Annotated in this window: 16 protein-coding genes; 3 read left to right on the top strand and 13 right to left on the bottom strand. The window is 63.3% G+C overall.

What is annotated here, in order from left to right; translation table 11 throughout:
* Nucleotides 1-70: 70 nt before the first annotated feature.
* Entirely contained in the window at nucleotides 71-805 is a 735-nt protein-coding gene (locus ACQZ5H_RS14565) for a metallophosphoesterase (RefSeq protein WP_449098123.1), read from the top strand.
* On the opposite strand, the gene ACQZ5H_RS14560 is transcribed toward ACQZ5H_RS14565, so the two are convergent.
* Together ACQZ5H_RS14560 and ACQZ5H_RS14555 are read right to left on the bottom strand one after the other, a co-directional pair.
* Nucleotides 802-2,424, bottom strand: coding sequence for an ABC-F family ATP-binding cassette domain-containing protein (locus tag ACQZ5H_RS14560; RefSeq protein ID WP_199628129.1), 1,623 nt, complete (start codon nucleotides 2,422-2,424; stop codon nucleotides 802-804). The two genes, ACQZ5H_RS14565 and ACQZ5H_RS14560, sit on opposite strands and share 4 nt — an antisense overlap.
* A gap of 83 nt (nucleotides 2,425-2,507) precedes the next feature.
* Nucleotides 2,508-4,109, bottom strand: coding sequence for an inorganic phosphate transporter (locus ACQZ5H_RS14555; protein WP_449098122.1), 1,602 nt, complete (start codon nucleotides 4,107-4,109; stop codon nucleotides 2,508-2,510).
* A gap of 163 nt (nucleotides 4,110-4,272) precedes the next feature.
* Between ACQZ5H_RS14555 and ppk2 the strand changes: the two genes are divergently transcribed.
* Nucleotides 4,273-5,187: a polyphosphate kinase 2 gene (gene ppk2, locus ACQZ5H_RS14550; protein WP_203430795.1), complete on the top strand. Its 915-nt coding sequence runs from the start codon at nucleotides 4,273-4,275 to the stop codon at nucleotides 5,185-5,187.
* Nucleotides 5,188-5,265: 78 nt separating this feature from the next.
* Here the strand turns inward: ppk2 and ACQZ5H_RS14545 are convergent, their stop codons facing one another.
* The 4 genes from ACQZ5H_RS14545 to ACQZ5H_RS14530 are packed head-to-tail and all read right to left on the bottom strand — an operon-like array spanning nucleotide 5,266 to nucleotide 9,073.
* A complete protein-coding gene (locus ACQZ5H_RS14545) occupies nucleotides 5,266-6,309 on the bottom strand; it encodes a sulfate/molybdate ABC transporter ATP-binding protein (protein WP_130281308.1) in 1,044 nt (347 codons plus the stop codon).
* Nucleotides 6,310-6,319: 10 nt separating this feature from the next.
* A complete protein-coding gene (gene cysW / locus ACQZ5H_RS14540) occupies nucleotides 6,320-7,192 on the bottom strand; it encodes a sulfate ABC transporter permease subunit CysW (RefSeq protein WP_449098121.1) in 873 nt (290 codons plus the stop codon).
* Nucleotides 7,182-8,039, bottom strand: coding sequence for a sulfate ABC transporter permease subunit CysT (cysT, locus tag ACQZ5H_RS14535; protein WP_130281306.1), 858 nt, complete (start codon nucleotides 8,037-8,039; stop codon nucleotides 7,182-7,184). The genes cysW and cysT overlap by 11 nt, the downstream gene beginning before the upstream one ends.
* A gap of 8 nt (nucleotides 8,040-8,047) precedes the next feature.
* On the bottom strand, nucleotides 8,048-9,073 hold the full coding sequence (locus ACQZ5H_RS14530) for a sulfate ABC transporter substrate-binding protein (protein ID WP_199628126.1): 1,026 nt from the start codon (nucleotides 9,071-9,073) through the stop codon (nucleotides 8,048-8,050).
* Nucleotides 9,074-9,375: 302 nt separating this feature from the next.
* On the opposite strand from ACQZ5H_RS14530, the gene ACQZ5H_RS14525 reads away from it, so the two are divergent.
* Entirely contained in the window at nucleotides 9,376-10,413 is a 1,038-nt protein-coding gene (locus ACQZ5H_RS14525) for a porin (protein ID WP_449098120.1), read from the top strand.
* Here ACQZ5H_RS14525 and ACQZ5H_RS14520 read toward each other — a convergent pair whose 3' ends face one another.
* From ACQZ5H_RS14520 to kdpA, 7 genes are all read right to left on the bottom strand, one after another.
* A complete protein-coding gene (locus ACQZ5H_RS14520; RefSeq protein ID WP_449098119.1) occupies nucleotides 10,414-10,869 on the bottom strand; it encodes a PTS sugar transporter subunit IIA in 456 nt (151 codons plus the stop codon).
* A gap of 38 nt (nucleotides 10,870-10,907) precedes the next feature.
* Entirely contained in the window at nucleotides 10,908-11,600 is a 693-nt protein-coding gene (locus ACQZ5H_RS14515; RefSeq protein WP_112711018.1) for a response regulator transcription factor, read from the bottom strand.
* Nucleotides 11,597-14,305 carry a DUF4118 domain-containing protein gene (locus ACQZ5H_RS14510; RefSeq protein ID WP_449098118.1) on the bottom strand — a complete coding sequence of 903 codons (2,709 nt, stop codon included), beginning with the start codon at nucleotides 14,303-14,305 and terminating at the stop codon, nucleotides 11,597-11,599. The genes ACQZ5H_RS14515 and ACQZ5H_RS14510 overlap by 4 nt, the downstream gene beginning before the upstream one ends.
* Nucleotides 14,306-14,479: 174 nt before the next feature.
* A complete protein-coding gene (gene kdpC / locus ACQZ5H_RS14505; protein ID WP_449098117.1) occupies nucleotides 14,480-15,049 on the bottom strand; it encodes a potassium-transporting ATPase subunit KdpC in 570 nt (189 codons plus the stop codon).
* A 12-nt stretch (nucleotides 15,050-15,061) separates the two neighbouring features.
* A complete protein-coding gene (gene kdpB / locus ACQZ5H_RS14500) occupies nucleotides 15,062-17,149 on the bottom strand; it encodes a potassium-transporting ATPase subunit KdpB (RefSeq protein WP_449098116.1) in 2,088 nt (695 codons plus the stop codon).
* A gap of 45 nt (nucleotides 17,150-17,194) precedes the next feature.
* A complete protein-coding gene (locus tag ACQZ5H_RS14495) occupies nucleotides 17,195-17,350 on the bottom strand; it encodes a hypothetical protein (RefSeq protein ID WP_165402700.1) in 156 nt (51 codons plus the stop codon).
* Nucleotides 17,351-17,359: 9 nt separating this feature from the next.
* Nucleotides 17,360-19,063: a potassium-transporting ATPase subunit KdpA gene (kdpA, locus tag ACQZ5H_RS14490; RefSeq protein ID WP_449098115.1), complete on the bottom strand. Its 1,704-nt coding sequence runs from the start codon at nucleotides 19,061-19,063 to the stop codon at nucleotides 17,360-17,362.
* Nucleotides 19,064-19,085 lie beyond the last annotated feature (22 nt).

Genomic DNA, 19,085 nt, shown 5'->3' with positions numbered 1-19,085 from the left:
GCACACCGCAACGAGTTGCAGCTCTGAAACACATGTTGCACTCTCCGGTTTCAGCCGACCGGAGAGTGCAATGCTTTTGGCCCAGATATCCGACATCCACGCAAGCCCGCATTCAACGGGTCTCGACCGGCTTGGCGACGCTGTGGGGTGGATCCATGGCCTGCGCCCCGATCTCGTCGTCATAACCGGCGACCTCGTCGATGATGGATGGCGGGAAGGCTACCGGGCGGTGGGCGATATGCTGCGAGGCCTCGATTGCGCGGTCCATGTCCTACCCGGAAACAGTGATTGCCAGGAGATGATGTCTCGTGAATTGCCGGAGTTCTGTGCCGCGGGCCAGCCGATGCATTTCAGCTGTGCCCAGGCAGGCCTCACATTCCTCGGTCTCGATGTCACCGTACCCGGTGCCAGCCATGGAGACGCGGCTCCCCATCTTGCCTGGCTGCAAAACGCGCTAGCGGCCGCGAACGCACCTTCCATGATCTTCATGCATCAGCCGCCGGTCGAGACGGGTATCGCGCTGCTGGACGCGATGATGTGCAGAAAAGCGGATGCGCTTGCCGAGGTTTTGGGAGGTGCGAACAGCGCCGTGCTGGCAATATTATGCGGACACGTTCACCGCCCTGTTTCCGGCAGGCTAGGCACCACGCCAGTTCATATCTGCGGCTCGCTCTGCGAGCCCAATCCGCTTCTGCTTGAGGGCCGGCCAACGCCTGCGTTGACCGACGCTCCCTCTTTCGCGATCTGCGAGATTGAGCGCGGGCAATTACGCCACCACACGATCTCGCTCCGAGCGCGGGATTAGCTCCGCAACCCAGGCGCTTCCTGGCCGGTGCGTTCGACATACTCGGTATAGCCGCCGCCATACTGGTGGATGCCGTCAGGCGTCAGTTCCAGGACGCGGTTGGAGAGTGCTGCCAGGAAGTGGCGGTCGTGCGAGACGAAGAGCATGGTGCCTTCGTATTCGGCGAGCGCCTTGATCAGCATTTCCTTGGTGTCGAGGTCGAGGTGGTTGGTCGGTTCGTCAAGGACCAGCAGGTTCGGCGGGTCGAACAGCATCTTGGCCATGACCAGGCGGGCCTTTTCGCCGCCCGAGAGCACGCGGCACTTCTTCTCGACGTCGTCACCCGAGAAGCCGAAGCAGCCTGCCAGCGCGCGAAGCGGAGCCTGGCCGGCGAGCGGGAAGGAATCCTCCAGCCATTCGAGGACCGTGCGCTCGCCATCGAGCAGGTCCATGGCGTGCTGGGCGAAATAGCCCATCTTTACGCTGGCGCCGAGCGCGACGCTGCCCTGATCGGGGTCAGTCGAACCGGCAACGAGCTTCAGGAGCGTCGACTTGCCGGCGCCGTTGACGCCCATGATGCACCAGCGCTCCTTGCGGCGGACCATGAAATCCAGGCCTTCGTAAATGCTGCGGCTGCCGTACTTCTTGTGGACGTTCTTGATGTTGATGACGTCTTCGCCCGAGCGCGGAGCCGGCAGGAATTCGAAGGCGACCGTCTGGCGGCGGCGCGGTGGCTCGACGCGTTCGATCTTGTCGAGCTTCTTGACGCGGCTCTGCACCTGGGCGGCATGCGAGGCGCGGGCCTTGAAGCGCTCGATGAACTTGATTTCCTTGGCGAGCATCGCCTGCTGGCGCTCGAACTGCGCCTGCTGCTGCTTCTCGTTCTGCGCCCGCTGGTTTTCGTAGAAGGCGTAGTCGCCCGAGTAGCTGTTGAGCGAACCGGCGTCGATCTCGATGATCTTGGTGACGATGCGGTTGAGGAATTCGCGGTCGTGCGAGGTCATCAGCAGCGCACCGTCGAAATTCTTCAGGAAGTCTTCAAGCCAGATCAGGCTTTCGAGATCGAGATGGTTCGACGGTTCGTCGAGCAGCATCACGTCCGGACGCATCAGCAGGATGCGGGCGAGCGCCACGCGCATCTTCCAGCCGCCGGACAACTTGCCGACATCGCCGTCCATCATTTCCTGCGTGAAGCTCAGACCGTCGAGCACTTCGCGGGCGCGGCCTTCCAGCGCGTAGCCGTCGAGCTCTTCGTAGCGGGCTTGCACTTCGCCGTAGCGCTCGATGATCGCGTCCATCTCGTCCATGCGGTCGGGGTCGGACATGGCGGCTTCGAGATCGCGCAGTTCGGCGGCGACTTCGCTGACGGGGCCGGCGCCCTCCATGACTTCGGCAACGGCGCTGCGGCCGGACATCTCGCCGACATCCTGGTTGAAATAGCCGACGGTCATGCCCTTCTCGACGGAGATCTGGCCTTCATCCGGCGTCTCGTCGCCGGTGATCATGCGGAACAGCGTCGTCTTGCCGGCGCCGTTCGGGCCGACGAGGCCGATCTTCTCGCCCTTGTTGAGCGCGGCGGATGCCTCGAGATAGAGAATGCGGTGGCTGTTCTGCTTGCTGATATTTTCGATGCGGATCATGGGAAAGCGGGTACCTGATAAGAAGCTGCGGCGCGCTTATCATGCGCCGCAGCATTTGTCGCGGTTTTCCTTCGTCAGGAGCCTTAGAAGACCTGGCGAAGGATGATGAAGAGCACGAAGGCGATGGCGATCGAGGCCGGCAGCGTCAGCACCCATGCCATCAGCATGTTGCGGACCGTCGACCACTGAAGGCCGGAGCCGTTGGCGGCCATCGTGCCGGCGACGCCTGACGACAACACATGCGTCGTCGAAACAGGCAGGCCGAAATGATCGGCCGCGCCGATCGTCGCCATGGCGACGACTTCGGCGGCAGCGCCCTGACCATAGGTCAGATGCGTCTTGCCGATCTTCTCGCCGACGGTGACGACAATACGCTTCCAGCCGACCATGGTGCCGAGGCCGAGCGCCAGCGCCACAGCGACTTTCACCCAGAGCGGGATGAACTTCGTCGCGTTGTCGACGGCCTTATGGTAGTTGGTCACGGCCTGCAGATCGGTGGCATCCATTGGCAGAAGCTTCTGCTTGTCGATCAGCTTCAGTGATTCACCGATGAGGTAGATGTCGTTACGCACGTTGCCGACGAGATTGGTCGGAACGGCTTCGAGCGTCGGGAAGGCGGCGACTTCGGCGCTCGTCTGGTGGATATATTGCTGCAGGGCAGGGGTGGTCGCGTCCGTCCAGGTCTTGGTCTTCACCGCATTGCTGACCTCGGCCTTGTAGTCGGTCACGGTCACGCCGGGCTTCACATATTTGCCGAGCGCGGTTTCGACCTGGGCTGAGGCCTGCTTGTAGGCTTCTAGGTAGTTGACGTCAGGCGTGCGGTTCAGCGCGAAGGCCGTCGGAACCAGACCGATCAGGATGAGCATGATCAGGCCCATGCCCTTCTGGCCGTCGTTGGAGCCATGGGCGAAGCTGACGCCCGTGCAGGTGAAGATCAGGATTGCCCGGATCCAGAGCGGTGGTGGCTGGTTGCCCTTCGGCTCCTCATAGAGCTCCTTCTTGCGTACAAGGAACTTCATAACGAGGAGAAGCACGGCCGAGAGAGCGAAGCCGATCAGCGGAGAAATCAGCAGCGACAGGCCGATACTGGTCGCCTGCGACCAGTCGACACCGCTGGTGGCGCTTCCCGCCGGGGCGAGAAACTGGTTGGCGAGGCCGACGCCGATGATCGAGCCGACGAGCGTGTGCGAGCTGGAGGAGGGCAGGCCGAGATACCAGGTGCCGAGGTTCCAGAAGATCGCCGCGATCAACAGCGCGAAGACCATCGCAAGGCCCGATCCCGAGCCGACCTGCAGGATGAGCTCGACCGGCAGGAGTGCCAGAATGCCGAAGGCGACGGCGCCCGTCGATGTCAGCACGCCGAGGAAGTTGAAGAAGCCGGACCAGATGACGGCGAGCTCGGCGGGCATCGAGCGCGTGTAGATGACGGTGGCGACAGCATTTGCAGTGTCATGGAAGCCGTTGACGAACTCGAAGCCGAGCGCAATCAGCAGCGCCAGGCCAAGCAGGATCCACGGAACCGCGGAGGCTTCGGTCAGATCGCGGCCGAGCGCATAGGCCACATATCCAAGGCCGCAGAGAAGAATGACGAGAAAGACCGGCACGAACCACTTGCCTGCACTCGACGAATGCAGCGGGTGCTTACCGGACTCAGGCAACAGGTGATCGGGGGCAATATCAGCCATGTCCTTGTCCTTTCATGGAAAAGCAACCAAAACTACGTCCGCCCCGTGAACCTTGCGTGACACAACTTTGCGGTATCTCCGGCGACCTCCCTCGCGCGGCTCGCATTGTCACATTACTGTCGTCAAACCCTGCTGATGTGGCGCCGATCAGAGGGACAGGACCATGACTCAGGAAGAAATCGACCAGCTCCGCCGCATCAAGGACGAGATTGCAGACAGTTTCGACGAGGAACTGGAAATGCAGATGGAGGAGGACCGGCTGGACGAGCTGGTCGCCGAGAACATGCCTGGCGGCCTTGAGGATGTGCTCGACCGCAAGACCTATTTCCGCGAACTCTTCCGCCTCCAGCACGAGCTGGTGAAGCTGCAGGACTGGGTGCAGCACAAGAAGCTGAAGGTCGTCGTGCTTTTCGAAGGCCGCGATTCAGCCGGCAAGGGCGGCGCGATCAAGCGCGTCACGCAGCGTCTGAACCCGCGCGTCTGCCGCGTCGTCGCACTTCCGGCGCCGACCGAGCGTGAGCGGAACCAGTGGTATTTCCAGCGCTACGTCCCGCATCTGCCGTCGGCAGGCGAAATGGCGCTCTTCGACCGCAGCTGGTACAACCGCGCCGGTGTCGAGCGCGTGATGGGTTTCTGCACCAAGGACGAACTCGACGAGTTCTTCCGGTCGGTTCCGGAATTCGAGCGCATGCTGGTGCGCTCCGGCATCATCCTCGTCAAATACTGGTTCTCGATCACCGACGAGGAGCAGGAGTTCCGCTTCCGCATGCGCATCCAGGATCCGCTAAAGCAGTGGAAGCTGTCGCCGATGGACCTCGAAAGCCGCGTGCATTGGGAAGAATACACCAAGGCCAAGGAAGAGATGCTGGAATATACCCACATCCCCGAGGCGCCGTGGTGGGTCGTTCAGGCCGTCGACAAGAAGCGCGCCCGCCTCAACATGATCAACCACCTCTTGAAGCAGATCCCCTATGAGGACGTACCGAAGGATCACATCGTCCTGCCGCCGCGCGTGCGTCACGACGATTACTCGCGCGTTCCGGTTCCGCCGGACATGTATGTTCCGGAAGTCTATTGAACGTGAGAGCGGGCGGTCTTGCCGCCCGCAGCCGTTGCGGATGCTCGGGACAGACCCGAGCATGACGGCGTAGAGGGGTCAGCCCTTCCGGAACAGCTTCCAGCGCGTCGGCCGGAAAGCGATATGCTTGCTGTCGAGAACCTCGGTGTGCGAGGGCGGAACTTCCAGCTCGATATGCTGATGCGCGGTCCCGATATCGATTTCGATATGCCGTGTTCCGGCAACGCGGCGGCTTGAGGCCAGCTTGCCGGGAATGCCGCCGCGGTTTGCGTCCAGCAGTTCGATGTCGTGCGGGCGGAAATAGAGCTGCGCTTCGCCATCCGGCTCGCCATCCGCCTTCAGGCCGAGCGTGCGGCCCTCGAACAGGATATCGCCATTGGCGATCTTCACGTTTAAACAGTTGGACTGGCCGACGAAGCCGAAGACGAAGGGTGAGTTTGGCCGGTCGTAGACTTCATCCGGCGTGCCGACCTGTTCGATCGCGCCTTGGCTCATGACGACGACGCGGTCAGCAAGTTCCATCGCTTCGTCCTGGTCGTGGGTGACGAAGACGGTCGTATGGCCGGTGCGGTCATGGATTTCCCGCAGCCACTTGCGCAGGTCCTTGCGAACCTGGGCGTCGAGCGCGCCGAAGGGCTCGTCGAGCAGCAGCACGTTCGGCTCGACCGCCATGGCGCGGGCGAGCGCCACGCGCTGGCGCTGGCCGCCGGATAGCTGCGCCGGATAACGCTTCTCAAGGCCGGAAAGCTGCACGAGGTCGAGCAGCTCGAGCGCCCGCTTGCGGATCTCGGCCTTCGGCGGACGGCGCGCGCCGCTGCGGACCTTGAGGCCGAAGGCGACATTGTCGAGCACCGTCATGTGGCGGAACAGCGCGTAGTGCTGGAAGACGAAGCCGATATTGCGCTGCTGCACGGTCTTCTTCGAGGCATCCTCGTCGCCGAAGAACACCTTGCCGTCGGTCGGGCTTTCGAGGCCCGCGATCAAGCGAAGCAATGTCGTCTTGCCGGAACCGGAAGGGCCGAGCAGGGCGATCAGCTCGCCCGAGCGGATATCGAGCGAAACGTCGTGCAGGGCCGGAAACCGGTCGAATTCCTTGCGTATGTTTTGAACGCGAACTTCCATTCTCAATCCTTCAGTGCCGCCGGCTGGCGGCGATTTCCGCGCTGTATCGCATTTCGAGCAGCGTCTTCAAAACAAGAGTCACAAGGGCAAGCAGGGCAAGCAAGGTCGCGACGGCGAATGCGCCGGTGAAATTATACTCGTTGTAGAGGATTTCCACCTGCAGCGGCATGGTGTTGGTCTGGCCGCGGATGTGGCCGGAGACAACCGATACGGCGCCGAATTCGCCCATGGCGCGGGCGTTGCAGAGCAGCACGCCGTAGAGCAGGCCCCACTTGATATTCGGCAGCGTCACATACCAGAAGGTCTGCCAGCCGCTGGCGCCGAGCGACAGTGCCGCCTCTTCATCCGCTGTCCCCTGTTCCTGCATCAGCGGGATCAGCTCGCGGGCAACGAAGGGGAAGGTGACGAACATGGTGGCGAGCACCAGACCCGGAACGGCGAAGAGGATCTTGATGCTGTGGGCATCCAGCCACTTGCCGAGATAGGTATTGGCGCCGAACAGCAGCACGAAGACCAGGCCCGAAATAACCGGCGAGACCGAGAAGGGCAGGTCGATCAGCGTCGTCAGGAACGCCTTGCCCTTGAACTCGAACTTGGCGATCGCCCAGGCGGCGGCGACGCCGAAGACCAGGTTCAGCGGCACGCTGATACCGGCGACGATCAGCGTCAGCCGGATCGCCGAGAAGGTTTCCGCATCCTGCAGCGCCTCGAAAAAGGCGACGACGCCCTTGCGGAAGGCTTCGACGAAGACTGCCGCCAGCGGCAGGAAGACCATCAGCAGCAGAAAGAGCAGCGACAGGAAGATCAGGCTCCAGCGCGCCAGCCGGCTTTCGGTGACGACGGAGCGGACCTTGGGGGCGGCGGTGGCCGTATCAAGCGCCATGTCCGTACCTCCGTCTGCGCCAGCTCTGGATCAGGTTGATGACGAGCAGCATGGTGAACGAGATGATGAGCATGACGGCGGCGATCGCCGTGGCGGCCGCGTAATTATACTCTTCGAGCTTGATGACGATCAGAAGCGGGGCGATCTCGGACTTGAACGGCAGGTTGCCGGCAATGAAGATGACCGAGCCGTATTCGCCGACGCCACGCGCAAAGGCGAGCGCAAAGCCCGTCAGCACCGCCGGCGCAAGGCCGGGCAGCAGGACGCGGGTGATCGTCTGGAAACGGTTGGCGCCGAGCGTCGCCGCGGCTTCCTCCACTTCCCTGTCGATTTCTTCCATGACCGGCTGGACCGTGCGCACCACGAAGGGCAGGCCGACGAAGATGAGGGCGACGACGATGCCGGCGGGAGTGAAGGCGATCTTGATACCGAGCGGCGTCAGGAATTGGCCGATCCAGCCGTTCGGTGCATAGAGCGTCGTCAGCGCGATACCGGCCACTGCCGTCGGCAGCGCGAAGGGAAGATCGACCATGGCGTCGATGATGCGCTTGCCGGGAAAGCGGTAGCGTACCAGAACCCAGGCGAGGATGACGCCGAAGACGGCATTGATGCAGGCGGCGACAAAGGCGCCGCCGAAGCTGATGCGAAGCGCATTGACCGTACGCGGATCGAGCGCGATCGACAGGAATTTCTCCCAGCCGAGCTCGCTCGAGCGCCATGCAAGGCCCGATAGCGGGATAAGGATCAGAAGGGTGAGCCAGGTCAAGGTTAAGCCGAGCGCCATTCCGAAACCCGGAATGACACTCGGCCGCTTGAACCGCCACCGCGCGTGGCTATGTGCGTTCATGAACTCTATTATTGGGCCGGCTTGTAGATCTGGTCAAATACCCCGCCGTCGGCGAAGAACTTGGGCTGAGCTTCCTTCCAGCCGCCGAAGTCGTCGATGGTGGCGAGCTTCAAGTCGGGGAACCGGGCGATGTCGGCCTTGTCGGCGGCTTCCGGCTTGATCGGACGGTAATAGTGCTTGGCCGCAATCTTCTGGCCTTCGTCCGAATAGAGGTAGTTGAGGTAAGCTTCAGCAACCTTGCGGGTGCCCTTCTTGTCGACGTTGCCGTCAACGATCGCAACCGGCGGATCGGCGCGGATGGAGAAGCTCGGGGTGACGATCTCGAACTGGTCGGGGCCGAGTTCTTCGAGCGAGAGATAGGCTTCGTTTTCCCAGGCAAGCAGAACGTCGCCTAGACCGCGCTGGACGAAGGTGGTGGTGGCGCCGCGCGCACCGGTATCGAGAACCGGAACATGCTGCAGAAGCTGCGTCACATATTCCTGTGCCTTGCCTTCATCGCCGCCATTTGCCTGCTTGGCCCATGCCCAGGCCGCCAGGAAGTTCCAGCGGGCGCCGCCCGAGGTCTTCGGGTTCGGGGTGATGACCTGGACGTCGTCCTTGACGAGATCGCCCCAGTCCTTGATGCCCTTCGGATTGCCCTTGCGCACCAAGAAGACGATCGTCGAGGTGTAAGGCGTCGAGTTGTTCGGGAACTTGGTCTTCCAGTCCGTCGGGATCTTGCCGGTCGCCTTGGCGATGGCGTCGATATCGCCTTCGAGAGCGAGCGTCACGACATCGGCTTCGAGACCGTCGATAACCGAGCGGGCCTGGGCGCCGGAGCCGCCATGGGAGGCCTGGATGGTGACCGCTTCACCGGTATCCTTCTGCCACTTGGCAGCGAAGGCGGCGTTGAAATCCTTGTACAATTCACGCGTCGGGTCGTAGGACACATTGAGAAGCTGCTGGTCGGCAAATGCCGGCGCAACGGCGCCGATTGCTACGCTGCCGGCGAAGACCGCGGCGGCGAGAAGCCGTGTGATCCGAGTTGACTGCATGAAAACCTCCTTCGTTTCTGCGTAAACTCTATCAACTTGGTCGTATAATGAAACGAAAGTTCTTCCGTTTAAAGAGCTGCTTTCTGGAATGTCGTTTCATTTACATTCAGTTTCTGAAACGGACGTACCGGGCTTGACCTGCAGACCGGCCATACCCCGCGGTGTGCCAATAATGGCACACGGTATGAGATAGGTGTCAGGGAAATGAAACAAATACGGTCATTCGCCCGATCGCTTCCTACATGAGGCCTTGCCGACTGCAACTGCGGCATTGCCCCACCCTGTCGAAGGGATCGATCGACATGCATATCAAGACCGTCCTGTTTGCCACCGCCGCGGCCCTTGCTGCCGTTTCCGGCGCCCACGCTGCCGACGCCATCGTCGCGGCCGAACCTGAGCCCGTGGAATATGTCCGCGTCTGCGATGCCTACGGCAGCGGGTATTTCTACATTCCGGGTACTGAGACCTGCCTTGCGATCGGCGGTTACCTCAGAAGCGAAGTCCGCTTCGGCGATGCGGCCAACAATGACGAGGACTGGAGCTTTTTCAACCGCGCCCAGGTGACCTTCAGCTCGAAGAGCGACACGGAATATGGCACGCTGACCGGCGTCATCACCTACCGTATCGAATATCAGGGCGGCGAAAGCGATCCGACGCTCGATGAAGGCTATATCGAGCTCGCCGGCTTCCGCTTCGGCAAGCAATATAGCTGGTGGGACGACGATGCGACCGGCGAGACCGACATTCTCGCCAGCAACGAGACGACGATGAACTCGATCCGCTATCAGTATGAGAGCGGCGACTTTGCTGCCGGCATCTCGCTCGACGAGGTCGGTACCAACTACATCCACTCGGAACCCGGTTCTTTCGGCGGCAACGATCTCGGCATCGCCAGCCAGGTCTCCGGCAAGTTCGGTGCCGTGACCGGCTACCTGCTCGCAGGCTATGACACCGACGAGAACAACGTCGCGATCCGCGCCATCGTCTATGCCGATCTCGGCCCCGGCACGCTCGGCCTCTATGGCGCCTGGACGAGCGGCATCAACTATTACTACGAAGCATCCGAATGGACCGTCGGCGCCCAGTACGAATACAAGCTGACCGACAAATGGGCGGTGACGCCGGGCTTCCAGTATTTCGGCAACGTGATTGCCGATGCCGATGACGACGGCGTTGCCGATGGCGGCGGATACAGCAACCGCGATGCCTGGGCGGCCGGCGTGACCGTCGACTACAAGGTTGTCGAGGATCTGAAGGCCAAGCTCAGCCTGCAATATCGCGATGAAGACGACGGCGATGACGGCATCTTCGGCTTTATGCGTCTGCAGCGGGACTTCTAACTAGGGCCGGGAGTCGGCGATGAAATCGGAATAAAGCTCGTCGGCGCTGCGCGCCTTGCGCATCGATTCCAGCACGCCCGGCGCTTGCAGGCGCCGGGCGATGGCGGCCAGCACATTGAGATACTCGCCGCGATTGTTCTCGCCGAAGAGCAGCATGAAGGCGATATCGGTCTTGATGTCGTCGATCGCCTCGAAATCGAGGGGATGGGCGAAGCGGATGAGCAGTCCGCGCGGGTTCGTCATGCCGGGGATCGCCGCATGCGGAACGGCGATGCCGTTGCCGATCCCCGTCGAGCCGAGGCTTTCGCGGCTTTCGAGCGCGCGGATGATCGGCTGCTCCTCGATCGCGAAGGCCTTGCCGGCCTTTTCCGCCATAGCCTGCAGGGCGCGCCACTTGGTTGCTGCGGAAACGCCGATGAAGGTGTGTTCCGGCAGGATGATATCAGCGAGATTCATGTCATTTCCATAGATGTTCGCAGAAGCGGCGGGACCGCTCAGTCCGGTTCCCGAAGCCGGTAGCCGACGCCGGTCTCCGTCGTAATATAGTGCGGCTGATCGGGAACCTGCTCGACCTTTTGCCGCAGCTGCCGCACATAGACGCGCAGATACTGCACATCGGCCGCCGGCCCCCAGACCTGCTTGAGCAGGAACTGGTGCGTCAGCACCTTGCCGGCATGCTGGGCGAGCACGCGCAGGATGTCATATTCCTTCGGCGACAGCTTGATCTCCTTGCCATCGACCTTGACGATGCGCTTGACGATATCGATCGACAGGCCGCCGGTCTGGAAGATCGCCTTTTCGCCCTGCTGCTGCAGCCGGTGGCGGAGCGCGACGCGGATGCGGGCGCCGAGTTCGGCAATGCCGAAGGGCTTCGTCACGTAGTCGTCGGCGCCGGTTTCCAGCGCCTTGACGATGCCGGCTTCATCGGTGCGGCTGGAGAGGATGACGACAGGCATGGTCAGCCCGTCGTCGCGCCATTCCTGCAGCAGGTCGTGACCCGGCGTATCCGGCAGGCCGAGATCGAGGACGACGAGATCCGGCAGATCATCGACCACGGATTCCCGCGCGGCCAGCGCATTGGCTGCCTCATGCACTTCGTAGCCCTGTGCCGTCAGACCGACGCGCAACAGCTTGCGGATCGGGGGCTCGTCGTCGACGACGAGGATCTTAATGGGCGAACCGCTCATTTGAGTTCATCCAGTTTCGGAATGTCGTTGGTTCCCTGAAGCCGGATGGTGAAGACGGCGCCGGAGCGGTCCGTCCTGTTTCCAGCGGTGATGGTGCCGCCCATCGCCTCGATGAAACCGCGGCAGATGGAAAGCCCGAGCCCGGTTCCGGCGCGCACCTGGTCGCCTTTGCGGACACGGTAGAACGTATCGAAGATGCGGTCGAGATCGCCTTCCGGAATGCCGGGGCCTTCGTCGGAGATTTCGAGCGCCACGCTGAAGGCATCGGCGGAGCCGCGGATGCGGATCGTCGAGCCTTCGGGCGCATATTTGGCGGCGTTGTCGAGCAGATTGAAGAGCACCTGCTCGAAAAGAACCGGATCGACCTTCACCATGGGAAGATCACCGGGGATGTTCATCTCCGTCCGGTGGCGCTCGAGGATCTTGGCGGCGCGGCGCAGCGCGCTTCCGGCGATATCGCCGGCATAGTGGAGCGCGTAATTCGGCTCCATGGCGCCGGATTCGATCTTCGTCATGTCGAGCAGGTTGGCGATGAAGCGGTTGAGGCGCTCGGATTCGTCGACAACCGTGGAGAGGAGATCGTTGCGGTCTTCCTCCGGCATCGAGCTCAGATAGTCGCGCAGCGTCCCCGCCGCGCCGAGAATGGCGGCCAATGGCGTCTTCAGGTCGTGCGAGATCGAGGTCAGCAGCGCCGAGCGCAGCCGGTCGGCTTCGGCCGCCAGCTTGGCGCGATCGACATCGGCGACGAGCTGGACGCGCTCGATGGCGAGGGCTGCCTGATCGGCGAGCGCATCGAGCAGCCGCTGCTGCTCCGGCGTCAGCAGCGGGCCGTCGCGCCGGTCGCTGTCGAGGCCGATGACGCCGACGGCGGTGCGGCCGGTTCGCAACGGCACGTAGAGACGCTTGGCGCCGGGCAGGGTATCGGCGCCGCGCCCGGCCGCGTGATTGTGCTCCCAGGCCCAGCGCGCAGCCGCGATATCGGCGTCATCGAGCGTATCGTCGGGCGGATAGCCGGCCTTGACGGCAATGCCTCCGTCTTCCGGCAGCAGCAGCACGACGCGAACCTTCAGCATCGATGCGATCTGGAAGGCGGTCGCCCAGAGCACGTCGTCGAGCGTGCCGGTTCCGGCGAGCTTCTTGGAAAAGAGATAGAGGTCCTCAGTGGTGCGCGCGCGCTGCCGGGCGGCGGCGGCCTGACGTTGCACTGTTGCGGTCAGGTTCGAGGCGATGATGGCGACGCCGAGGAAGAAGAACAGCGCCAGCACGCTCTCCGGATCGCTGATCGTCAGCGTGTAGCGTGGCGGCAGGAAGAAGAAATTGAAGGCGAGGGCGCTGATGATGCAGGTGTAGAGCGCCGGGCGCAGTCCATGGAGAACCGCGGAAGTGAGCACCGCCATCAGGAAGACGAGGGCGAGGTTGCGGACATCGAGCACCTGATCGAGCACGACGCCGACGCCGAGCGCGATCGCCACATAGGCAGTCGCCAGCACATAGGCGCGCAGGTCGAACAGCGGCGCCGTCGCGGCAGCCTTGACGCCACGCTGGGCGGTCTGGTCCTTCTCGTTGCCAGATATGACATGGACGCTGATATCGCCGGCCTGGCGGATCAACTGGTCGGTCGCCGAGGGCTGCAGCCATTCGCGCCAGGTCGGCTTCTTCGGCGAGCCGATGACGATGTGGGTGACGTTGTTGGCGCTGGCATGACGCAGCAGCTCTTCGGTGACTTCGCGGCCGGGAAGCGTCAGCGCCTCGCCGCCGAGCTGGCCGGCTAGCCGAAGCGTCGCGGCGATCGTGTCGCGCTGCTCTTCCGAAAGGCTGATCGAGCGGTTCGTCTCGATATAGACGGCCGACCAGGGCGCACGCAGCCGCGAGGCCATGCGGGCGGCATAGCGCACCAGCGAGGCCGAGCGCGGATGATGGTCGATCGAGACGAGCACCCGCTCGCCCGCCGCCCACGGGCCAGGGATCGCATGCGCCTGCATATGGGTCAGCAGCTGATCGTCGACGCGCTGGGCCGTCTTGCGCAAGGCGAGCTCGCGCAGCGCCGTCAGGTTGCCCGGCGTGAAATAGTTGGTGAGCGCCCGCTCGGCGGTGCGCGCCACATAAACCTTGCCGTCATGCAGCCGCTTGATTAGGTCGTCAGGCGTCAGGTCGATGATCTCGATATCGTCGGCCATGTCGATCACCGAGTCCGGCACGGTCTCGCGCACGCGGATGCGGGTGATCTGCGAAACGACGTCGTTCAGGCTCTCGACATGCTGGATATTGAGTGTCGTATAGACGTCGACGCCGCGGTCGAGCAGCTCCTTGACGTCGAGATAACGTTTCGGATGGCGGCTGCCCTGGGCATTGGTATGCGCCAGTTCGTCGACGAGAACGAGATCGGGCTTGCGCGCCAGGATGCCGTCGAGATCCATCTCCTCCAGCTCCTGGCCGCGATAGGCGACCGTGACGCGGGGGATGATCTCGAAACCGGCCAGCAGTGCCTGGGTTTCCTTGCGCCCATGCGTCTCGACGACGCCGATCACCACATCCATGCCGTCGGCGATCTTGGCGCGGCCGGAGATGAGCATTTCGTAGGTCTTGCCGACGCCGGGGGCGGCGCCGAGGAAGATTTTCAGACGGCCGCGCGTTTCCCGTTCGGCGCGCTCAAGGAGAGCGTCCGGGGATGGTCTGGCATCGGTGTCACGACTGTTGTCGGGCATGCGGGCGGTCTTTCTCGATGGCCGGAGCCAGCGGCCCCCTCACCCGGCCTCCGCTTCGCTCGGCCACCCTCTCCCCGAGGGGAGAGGAGGAGCCGGGGCGTTGCGACTTTTCCCCTTCCCCCCATCGGGGAGAAGGTGCCGGCAGGCGGATGAGGGGGCCGCTTGTTCCGAACATTATCGTGTCATAGGTGCATCAAGCGCCATATTCAACGCAAGCACATTGACGGCAGGCTCGCCCAGGAACCCAAGCTCACGCGCCTCGACGGCCGCATCCACCAGCGACTTGACCTTGACCTCATCCATCCCGCGCGCCTTGGCAACGCGCGCCACCTGGAAATAGGCGGCCTCCGGCGAGATATGCGGGTCGAGACCGCTGCCCGAAGCCGTCACGAGATCGATCGGAACGTCGGCGTTGGGATTGCTGGCCTTGGCGGCTTCATAGTCGGTCTTCACACGGTCGATCAGCTTCTGGCTGGTCGGGCCGAGGTTGGAGCCGGAGGAGGCGGCGGCGTTGTAGCCGTCGCCGGCGGCCGAGGGGCGGCCGTGGAAGTATTTGTCGCTGGTGAAGGCCTGGCCGATCAGCGAGGAGCCGATGACGGTGCCGTCCTTCTCGATCAGGCTGCCGTTCGCCTGTTTCGGGAAGAGCGCCTGGGCGGCACCCGTCATGGCGATCGGGTAGAGGAGGCCGGTGATCGCTGTGGTGGCGACGATCATGACGATTGCAGGACGAAGTTCTTTCAACATGGAATGTACTCCTTAAGCGAGACCGATGGCCGTGATGACCATGTCGATCGCCTTGATGCCGATGAACGGGACGACGATGCCGCCGAGGCCGTAGATCAAGAGATTGCGGGAGAGCAGCGCGCCGGCGCCGATCGCCCGGTATTTGACGCCCTTCAGCGACAACGGGATCAGCGCGACGATGATCAGCGCGTTGAAGATGATCGCCGAGAGAATGGCGCTCTGAGGGGTTGCGAGGCCCATGATGTTCAGCACGCCGAGCTGCGGGTAGAAGGTCAGGAACATTGCCGGGATGATGGCGAAATACTTGGCGATGTCGTTGGCGATGGAGAAGGTCGTCAGCGCGCCGCGGGTCATCAACAGCTGTTTGCCGATCTCGACGATCTCGATGAGCTTCGTCGGGTCCGAGTCGAGGTCCACCATGTTGCCGGCCTCGCGGGCGGCGACCGTGCCGGTGTTCATGGCGACGCCGACATCGGCCTGGGCAAGCGCCGGGGCATCGTTGGTGCCGTCGCCGCACATGGCGACGAGTTTGCCCTTGGCCTGTTCCTCGCGGATCAGCGACAGCTTGTTCTCCGGCGTTGCCTGGGCAAGGAAATCGTCGACACCGGCTTCGGCGGCGATGGCGGCTGCGGTCATCGGGTTGTCGCCGGTGATCATGACGGTACGGATGCCCATGCGGCGCAGTTCCGCAAAACGCTCCCGGATGCCGCCCTTGACGATATCCTTGAGCTGGATGACGCCGAGCAGCTTGCCGTCACGGGCAACGGCGAGCGGCGTGCCGCCGGCCTTGGCGATCTCGTCGGCGATCGCCTGAAGCTCGCGGATGACATCGGTTTCCGGTCGCAGCGCGATCGCGGCGTTGCCATTCGAGGGCGCATTGTTGGCGCCGACATAGGCGAGCACGGCTTCGACGGCACCCTTGCGGATCGATGAGCCGCCGACATCGACGCCGCTCATGCGGGTCTGTGCGGTGAACGGCACGAAAGTCGCCTGCAGGCTGCCCATATCGCGGCCGCGGATCGCATATTTCTCTTTGGCGAGCACGACGATCGAGCGGCCTTCCGGCGTCTCGTCGGCGAGCGAGGCGAGCTGTGCCGCATCTGCCAGTTCCTGCTCCGTGACGCCGCGGACCGGGCGGAAGCTGGTGGCCTGGCGGTTGCCGAGGGTGATCGTGCCCGTCTTGTCGAGCAGCAGCGTATCGACGTCACCGGCAGCCTCGACGGCGCGGCCAGACATGGCGAGCACGTTGAAGCGGACGAGACGGTCCATGCCGGCAATGCCGATCGCCGAAAGAAGCGCGCCGATCGTGGTCGGGATGAGGGTGACGAAGAGCGCGACCAGCACGATGATCGGGATCGAGCCACCGGCATAGGCGGCAAAGCTTGGGATCGTCGCGGTAGCGAGAACGAAGATCAGCGTCATGCCTGCGAGCAGGATGTTGAGGGCGATCTCATTTGGGGTCTTCTGGCGCTCCGCACCTTCGACCAGCGCGATCATCCGGTCGATGAAGGTGGAGCCGGCAGCCGCGGTGATGCGGACGCGGATCACATCCGACAGAACCTGCGTGCCGCCGGTGACGGCCGAGCGGTCGCCGCCGGACTCGCGGATGACGGGGGCGGACTCGCCGGTGATTGCGGCTTCGTTGACCGAGGCCACACCTTCGACAACTTCGCCGTCCGACGGGATGATGTCACCGGCCTCGACGAGGACGAGATCGCCGACCTTCAGGCTGGTGCCCGGCACCATGCGGTAGCCGGAGCCGTTATTGGCGGTCAGAAGCTTGGCCTGGGTTTCGGTGCGGGCCTTGCGCAGCGAATCCGCCTGCGCCTTGCCGCGGCCTTCGGCGACGGCTTCGGCGAAGTTGGCGAAGAGCACGGTGAACCAGAGCCAGAGATTGATCTGGAACGAGAAGCCGAGATTGCCGCCGCCGGTCGCGACGTCGCGGAGAAAGAGGACGGTAGTCAGCGCCGATACCGTCGCCACCACGAACATCACCGGGTTCTTGGCCAGGGTGCGCGGGTTGAGCTTGGTAAAGGCGGCGCCGATCGCCGGGATGAGAATGCGACTATCGACGATACTCGCGGATTTTGCCTGGCTCATAAGAGACTCCAGCTTGAAAGAGTAAGGCGGAACCGGTCTGTCCGGTCAGCCATGAAACAGTCTGAGAACGGCGGCCACGACGAGGATGGCCGCCAGCAGCACAAGGATCGCGTCGGTCGCGCGCAGGGTCTTGCGCGCCCCACGCTCCGGCTGACCGAAGCGTGGGTGGATCGACTTGCGGAAGGCGTGACGGATGATCATCGGCGCGCCTCAGAAGGTCTGGCCCGCGGTCATCACCAGGTGCTCGACGACAGGGCCGAGAGCCAGCGCCGGCATGAAGGTGAGGCCGCCGACGATCAGGATCGTGCCGACGAGCAGGCCGACGAACAGCGGACCGTCGGTCGGGAAGGTGCCGGCGGAGGCCGGGACGGTCTTCTTGGCGACCAGCGAGCCTGCGATCGCAAGGGCAGGGATGATGACCAGGAAGCGGCCCATCAGCATGCCGATGCCGAGCGTCACGTTGTACCAGGGCGTGTTGCCGGTCAGGCCGCCGAAGGCGGAGCCATTATTGGCCGCAGCCGAGGTATAGGCATAGAGGATCTCCGAGAAGCCATGCGGACCCGCGGTGCCGACGGAAGCGACCGCCGAGGGCAGCACGCTGGCGATGGCGACGAAGACCAGCATGGCGAGCGGCAGGCAGAGAATGGCGAGCACGGCCATTTTCATCTCCTTCGCCTCGATCTTCTTGCCGAGATATTCAGGCGTGCGGCCAACCATCAGGCCCGCCACGAAGATGGCGATGATGATGAAGAGAATGATGCCGTAGAAGCCCGCGCCGACACCGCCGACGATGACTTCGCCGAGCTGCATGTTGATCAGCGGGATCAGGCCGCCGAGCGCCGTGAAGGAGCCATGCATGGCATTGACCGCGCCGCAGGAGGCCGCCGTGGTGATGACGGCGAAGAGCGAGGACATGGCGATGCCGAAGCGGACCTCCTTGCCTTCCATGTTGCCGCCGCCGAGACCGAAGGCGTGCATCAGCGGATTGCCCGCAGCTTCCGCCCAATAGGTGATGGCAACGCCGACGATGAACAGCAGGCCCATCGAGGCGAGGATCGCCCAGCCCTGGCGCTGGTTGCCGACCATGCGACCGAAGACGTTGGTGAAGGCCGCGCCGATCGCGAAGATCGACAGCATCTGGATCATGTTCGAGATGTTGTCGGGGTTCTCGAAGGGATGGGCCGAGTTGGCATTGAAGAAGCCGCCGCCATTGGTGCCGAGCATCTTGATGGCAAGTTGCGAGGCGACCGGGCCGAGCGCGATCGTCTGCTTGGCGCCTTCGAGCGTCGTTGCATCGACATAGGGGCCGAGCGTCTGCGGAACGCCGAGCCAGACATAGATGAGCGTCAGCACGACGCAGAAGGGCAGCAGGATGTAGAGCGTGGCGCGGATCATATCGACCCAGAAATTGCCGATCGCCTTGCCCGAAGCGCGCGAGAAGGCCCGGATCAGGCCCATGGCAATCGCCATGCCGGTCGCGGCGGACACGAAGTTCTGCACCGTGAAGCCCATCATCTGGGTCAGATAGGACATGGTGCTTTCGCCGCCGTAGTTCTGCCAGTTGGTGTTGGTGACGAAGCTGACGGCGCTGTTGAAGGACAGCTCCGGGCCGACGGCCGCCATGCCCGCGGGATTGTAAGGCAGGACCGCCTGCAGCCGCATCAGCGCATAGAGGACGAAGACGCCGAACAGGTTGAAGAGCAGCATCGCGAAAGCATAGGAGGTCCAATGCTGCTCCTCGCGATCGCTGGTGCCGGCAAGCGCGTAAAGTCCCCGTTCCACCGGAACGAGGACCGGCGAGAGAAGCGTGCGCTCGCCCGAGAAGACGCGCGTCATGTAGCCGCCGAGCGGTTTGACGAGCGCAATGAGGATCCCGCAGAAGACGAGGATCTGTAGCCATCCGTTGAGTGTCATGGGAGGAACTTTCGAGTACCCG

Source organism: Rhizobium sp. 21-4511-3d, assembly GCF_053522545.1.
The sequence above is the reverse complement of the archived record's forward strand: the minus strand, read 5'-3'. Positions and strand labels throughout refer to the sequence as shown.

Coding starts and splice junctions, on each gene's coding strand:
- ppk2 (WP_203430795.1), top strand. CDS start 4,273: ATGACTCAGGAAGAAATCGACCAGCTCCGCCGCATCAAGGACGAGATT.
- ACQZ5H_RS14510 (WP_449098118.1), bottom strand. CDS start 14,305: ATGCCCGACAACAGTCGTGACACCGATGCCAGACCATCCCCGGACGCT.
- ACQZ5H_RS14555 (WP_449098122.1), bottom strand. CDS start 4,109: ATGGCTGATATTGCCCCCGATCACCTGTTGCCTGAGTCCGGTAAGCAC.
- ACQZ5H_RS14530 (WP_199628126.1), bottom strand. CDS start 9,073: ATGCAGTCAACTCGGATCACACGGCTTCTCGCCGCCGCGGTCTTCGCC.
- ACQZ5H_RS14560 (WP_199628129.1), bottom strand. CDS start 2,424: ATGATCCGCATCGAAAATATCAGCAAGCAGAACAGCCACCGCATTCTC.
- ACQZ5H_RS14515 (WP_112711018.1), bottom strand. CDS start 11,600: ATGAGCGGTTCGCCCATTAAGATCCTCGTCGTCGACGACGAGCCCCCG.
- kdpA (WP_449098115.1), bottom strand. CDS start 19,063: ATGACACTCAACGGATGGCTACAGATCCTCGTCTTCTGCGGGATCCTC.
- ACQZ5H_RS14520 (WP_449098119.1), bottom strand. CDS start 10,869: ATGAATCTCGCTGATATCATCCTGCCGGAACACACCTTCATCGGCGTT.
- ACQZ5H_RS14495 (WP_165402700.1), bottom strand. CDS start 17,350: ATGATCATCCGTCACGCCTTCCGCAAGTCGATCCACCCACGCTTCGGT.
- ACQZ5H_RS14525 (WP_449098120.1), top strand. CDS start 9,376: ATGCATATCAAGACCGTCCTGTTTGCCACCGCCGCGGCCCTTGCTGCC.
- cysT (WP_130281306.1), bottom strand. CDS start 8,039: ATGAACGCACATAGCCACGCGCGGTGGCGGTTCAAGCGGCCGAGTGTC.
- ACQZ5H_RS14545 (WP_130281308.1), bottom strand. CDS start 6,309: ATGGAAGTTCGCGTTCAAAACATACGCAAGGAATTCGACCGGTTTCCG.
- kdpB (WP_449098116.1), bottom strand. CDS start 17,149: ATGAGCCAGGCAAAATCCGCGAGTATCGTCGATAGTCGCATTCTCATC.
- kdpC (WP_449098117.1), bottom strand. CDS start 15,049: ATGTTGAAAGAACTTCGTCCTGCAATCGTCATGATCGTCGCCACCACA.
- ACQZ5H_RS14565 (WP_449098123.1), top strand. CDS start 71: ATGCTTTTGGCCCAGATATCCGACATCCACGCAAGCCCGCATTCAACG.
- cysW (WP_449098121.1), bottom strand. CDS start 7,192: ATGGCGCTTGATACGGCCACCGCCGCCCCCAAGGTCCGCTCCGTCGTC.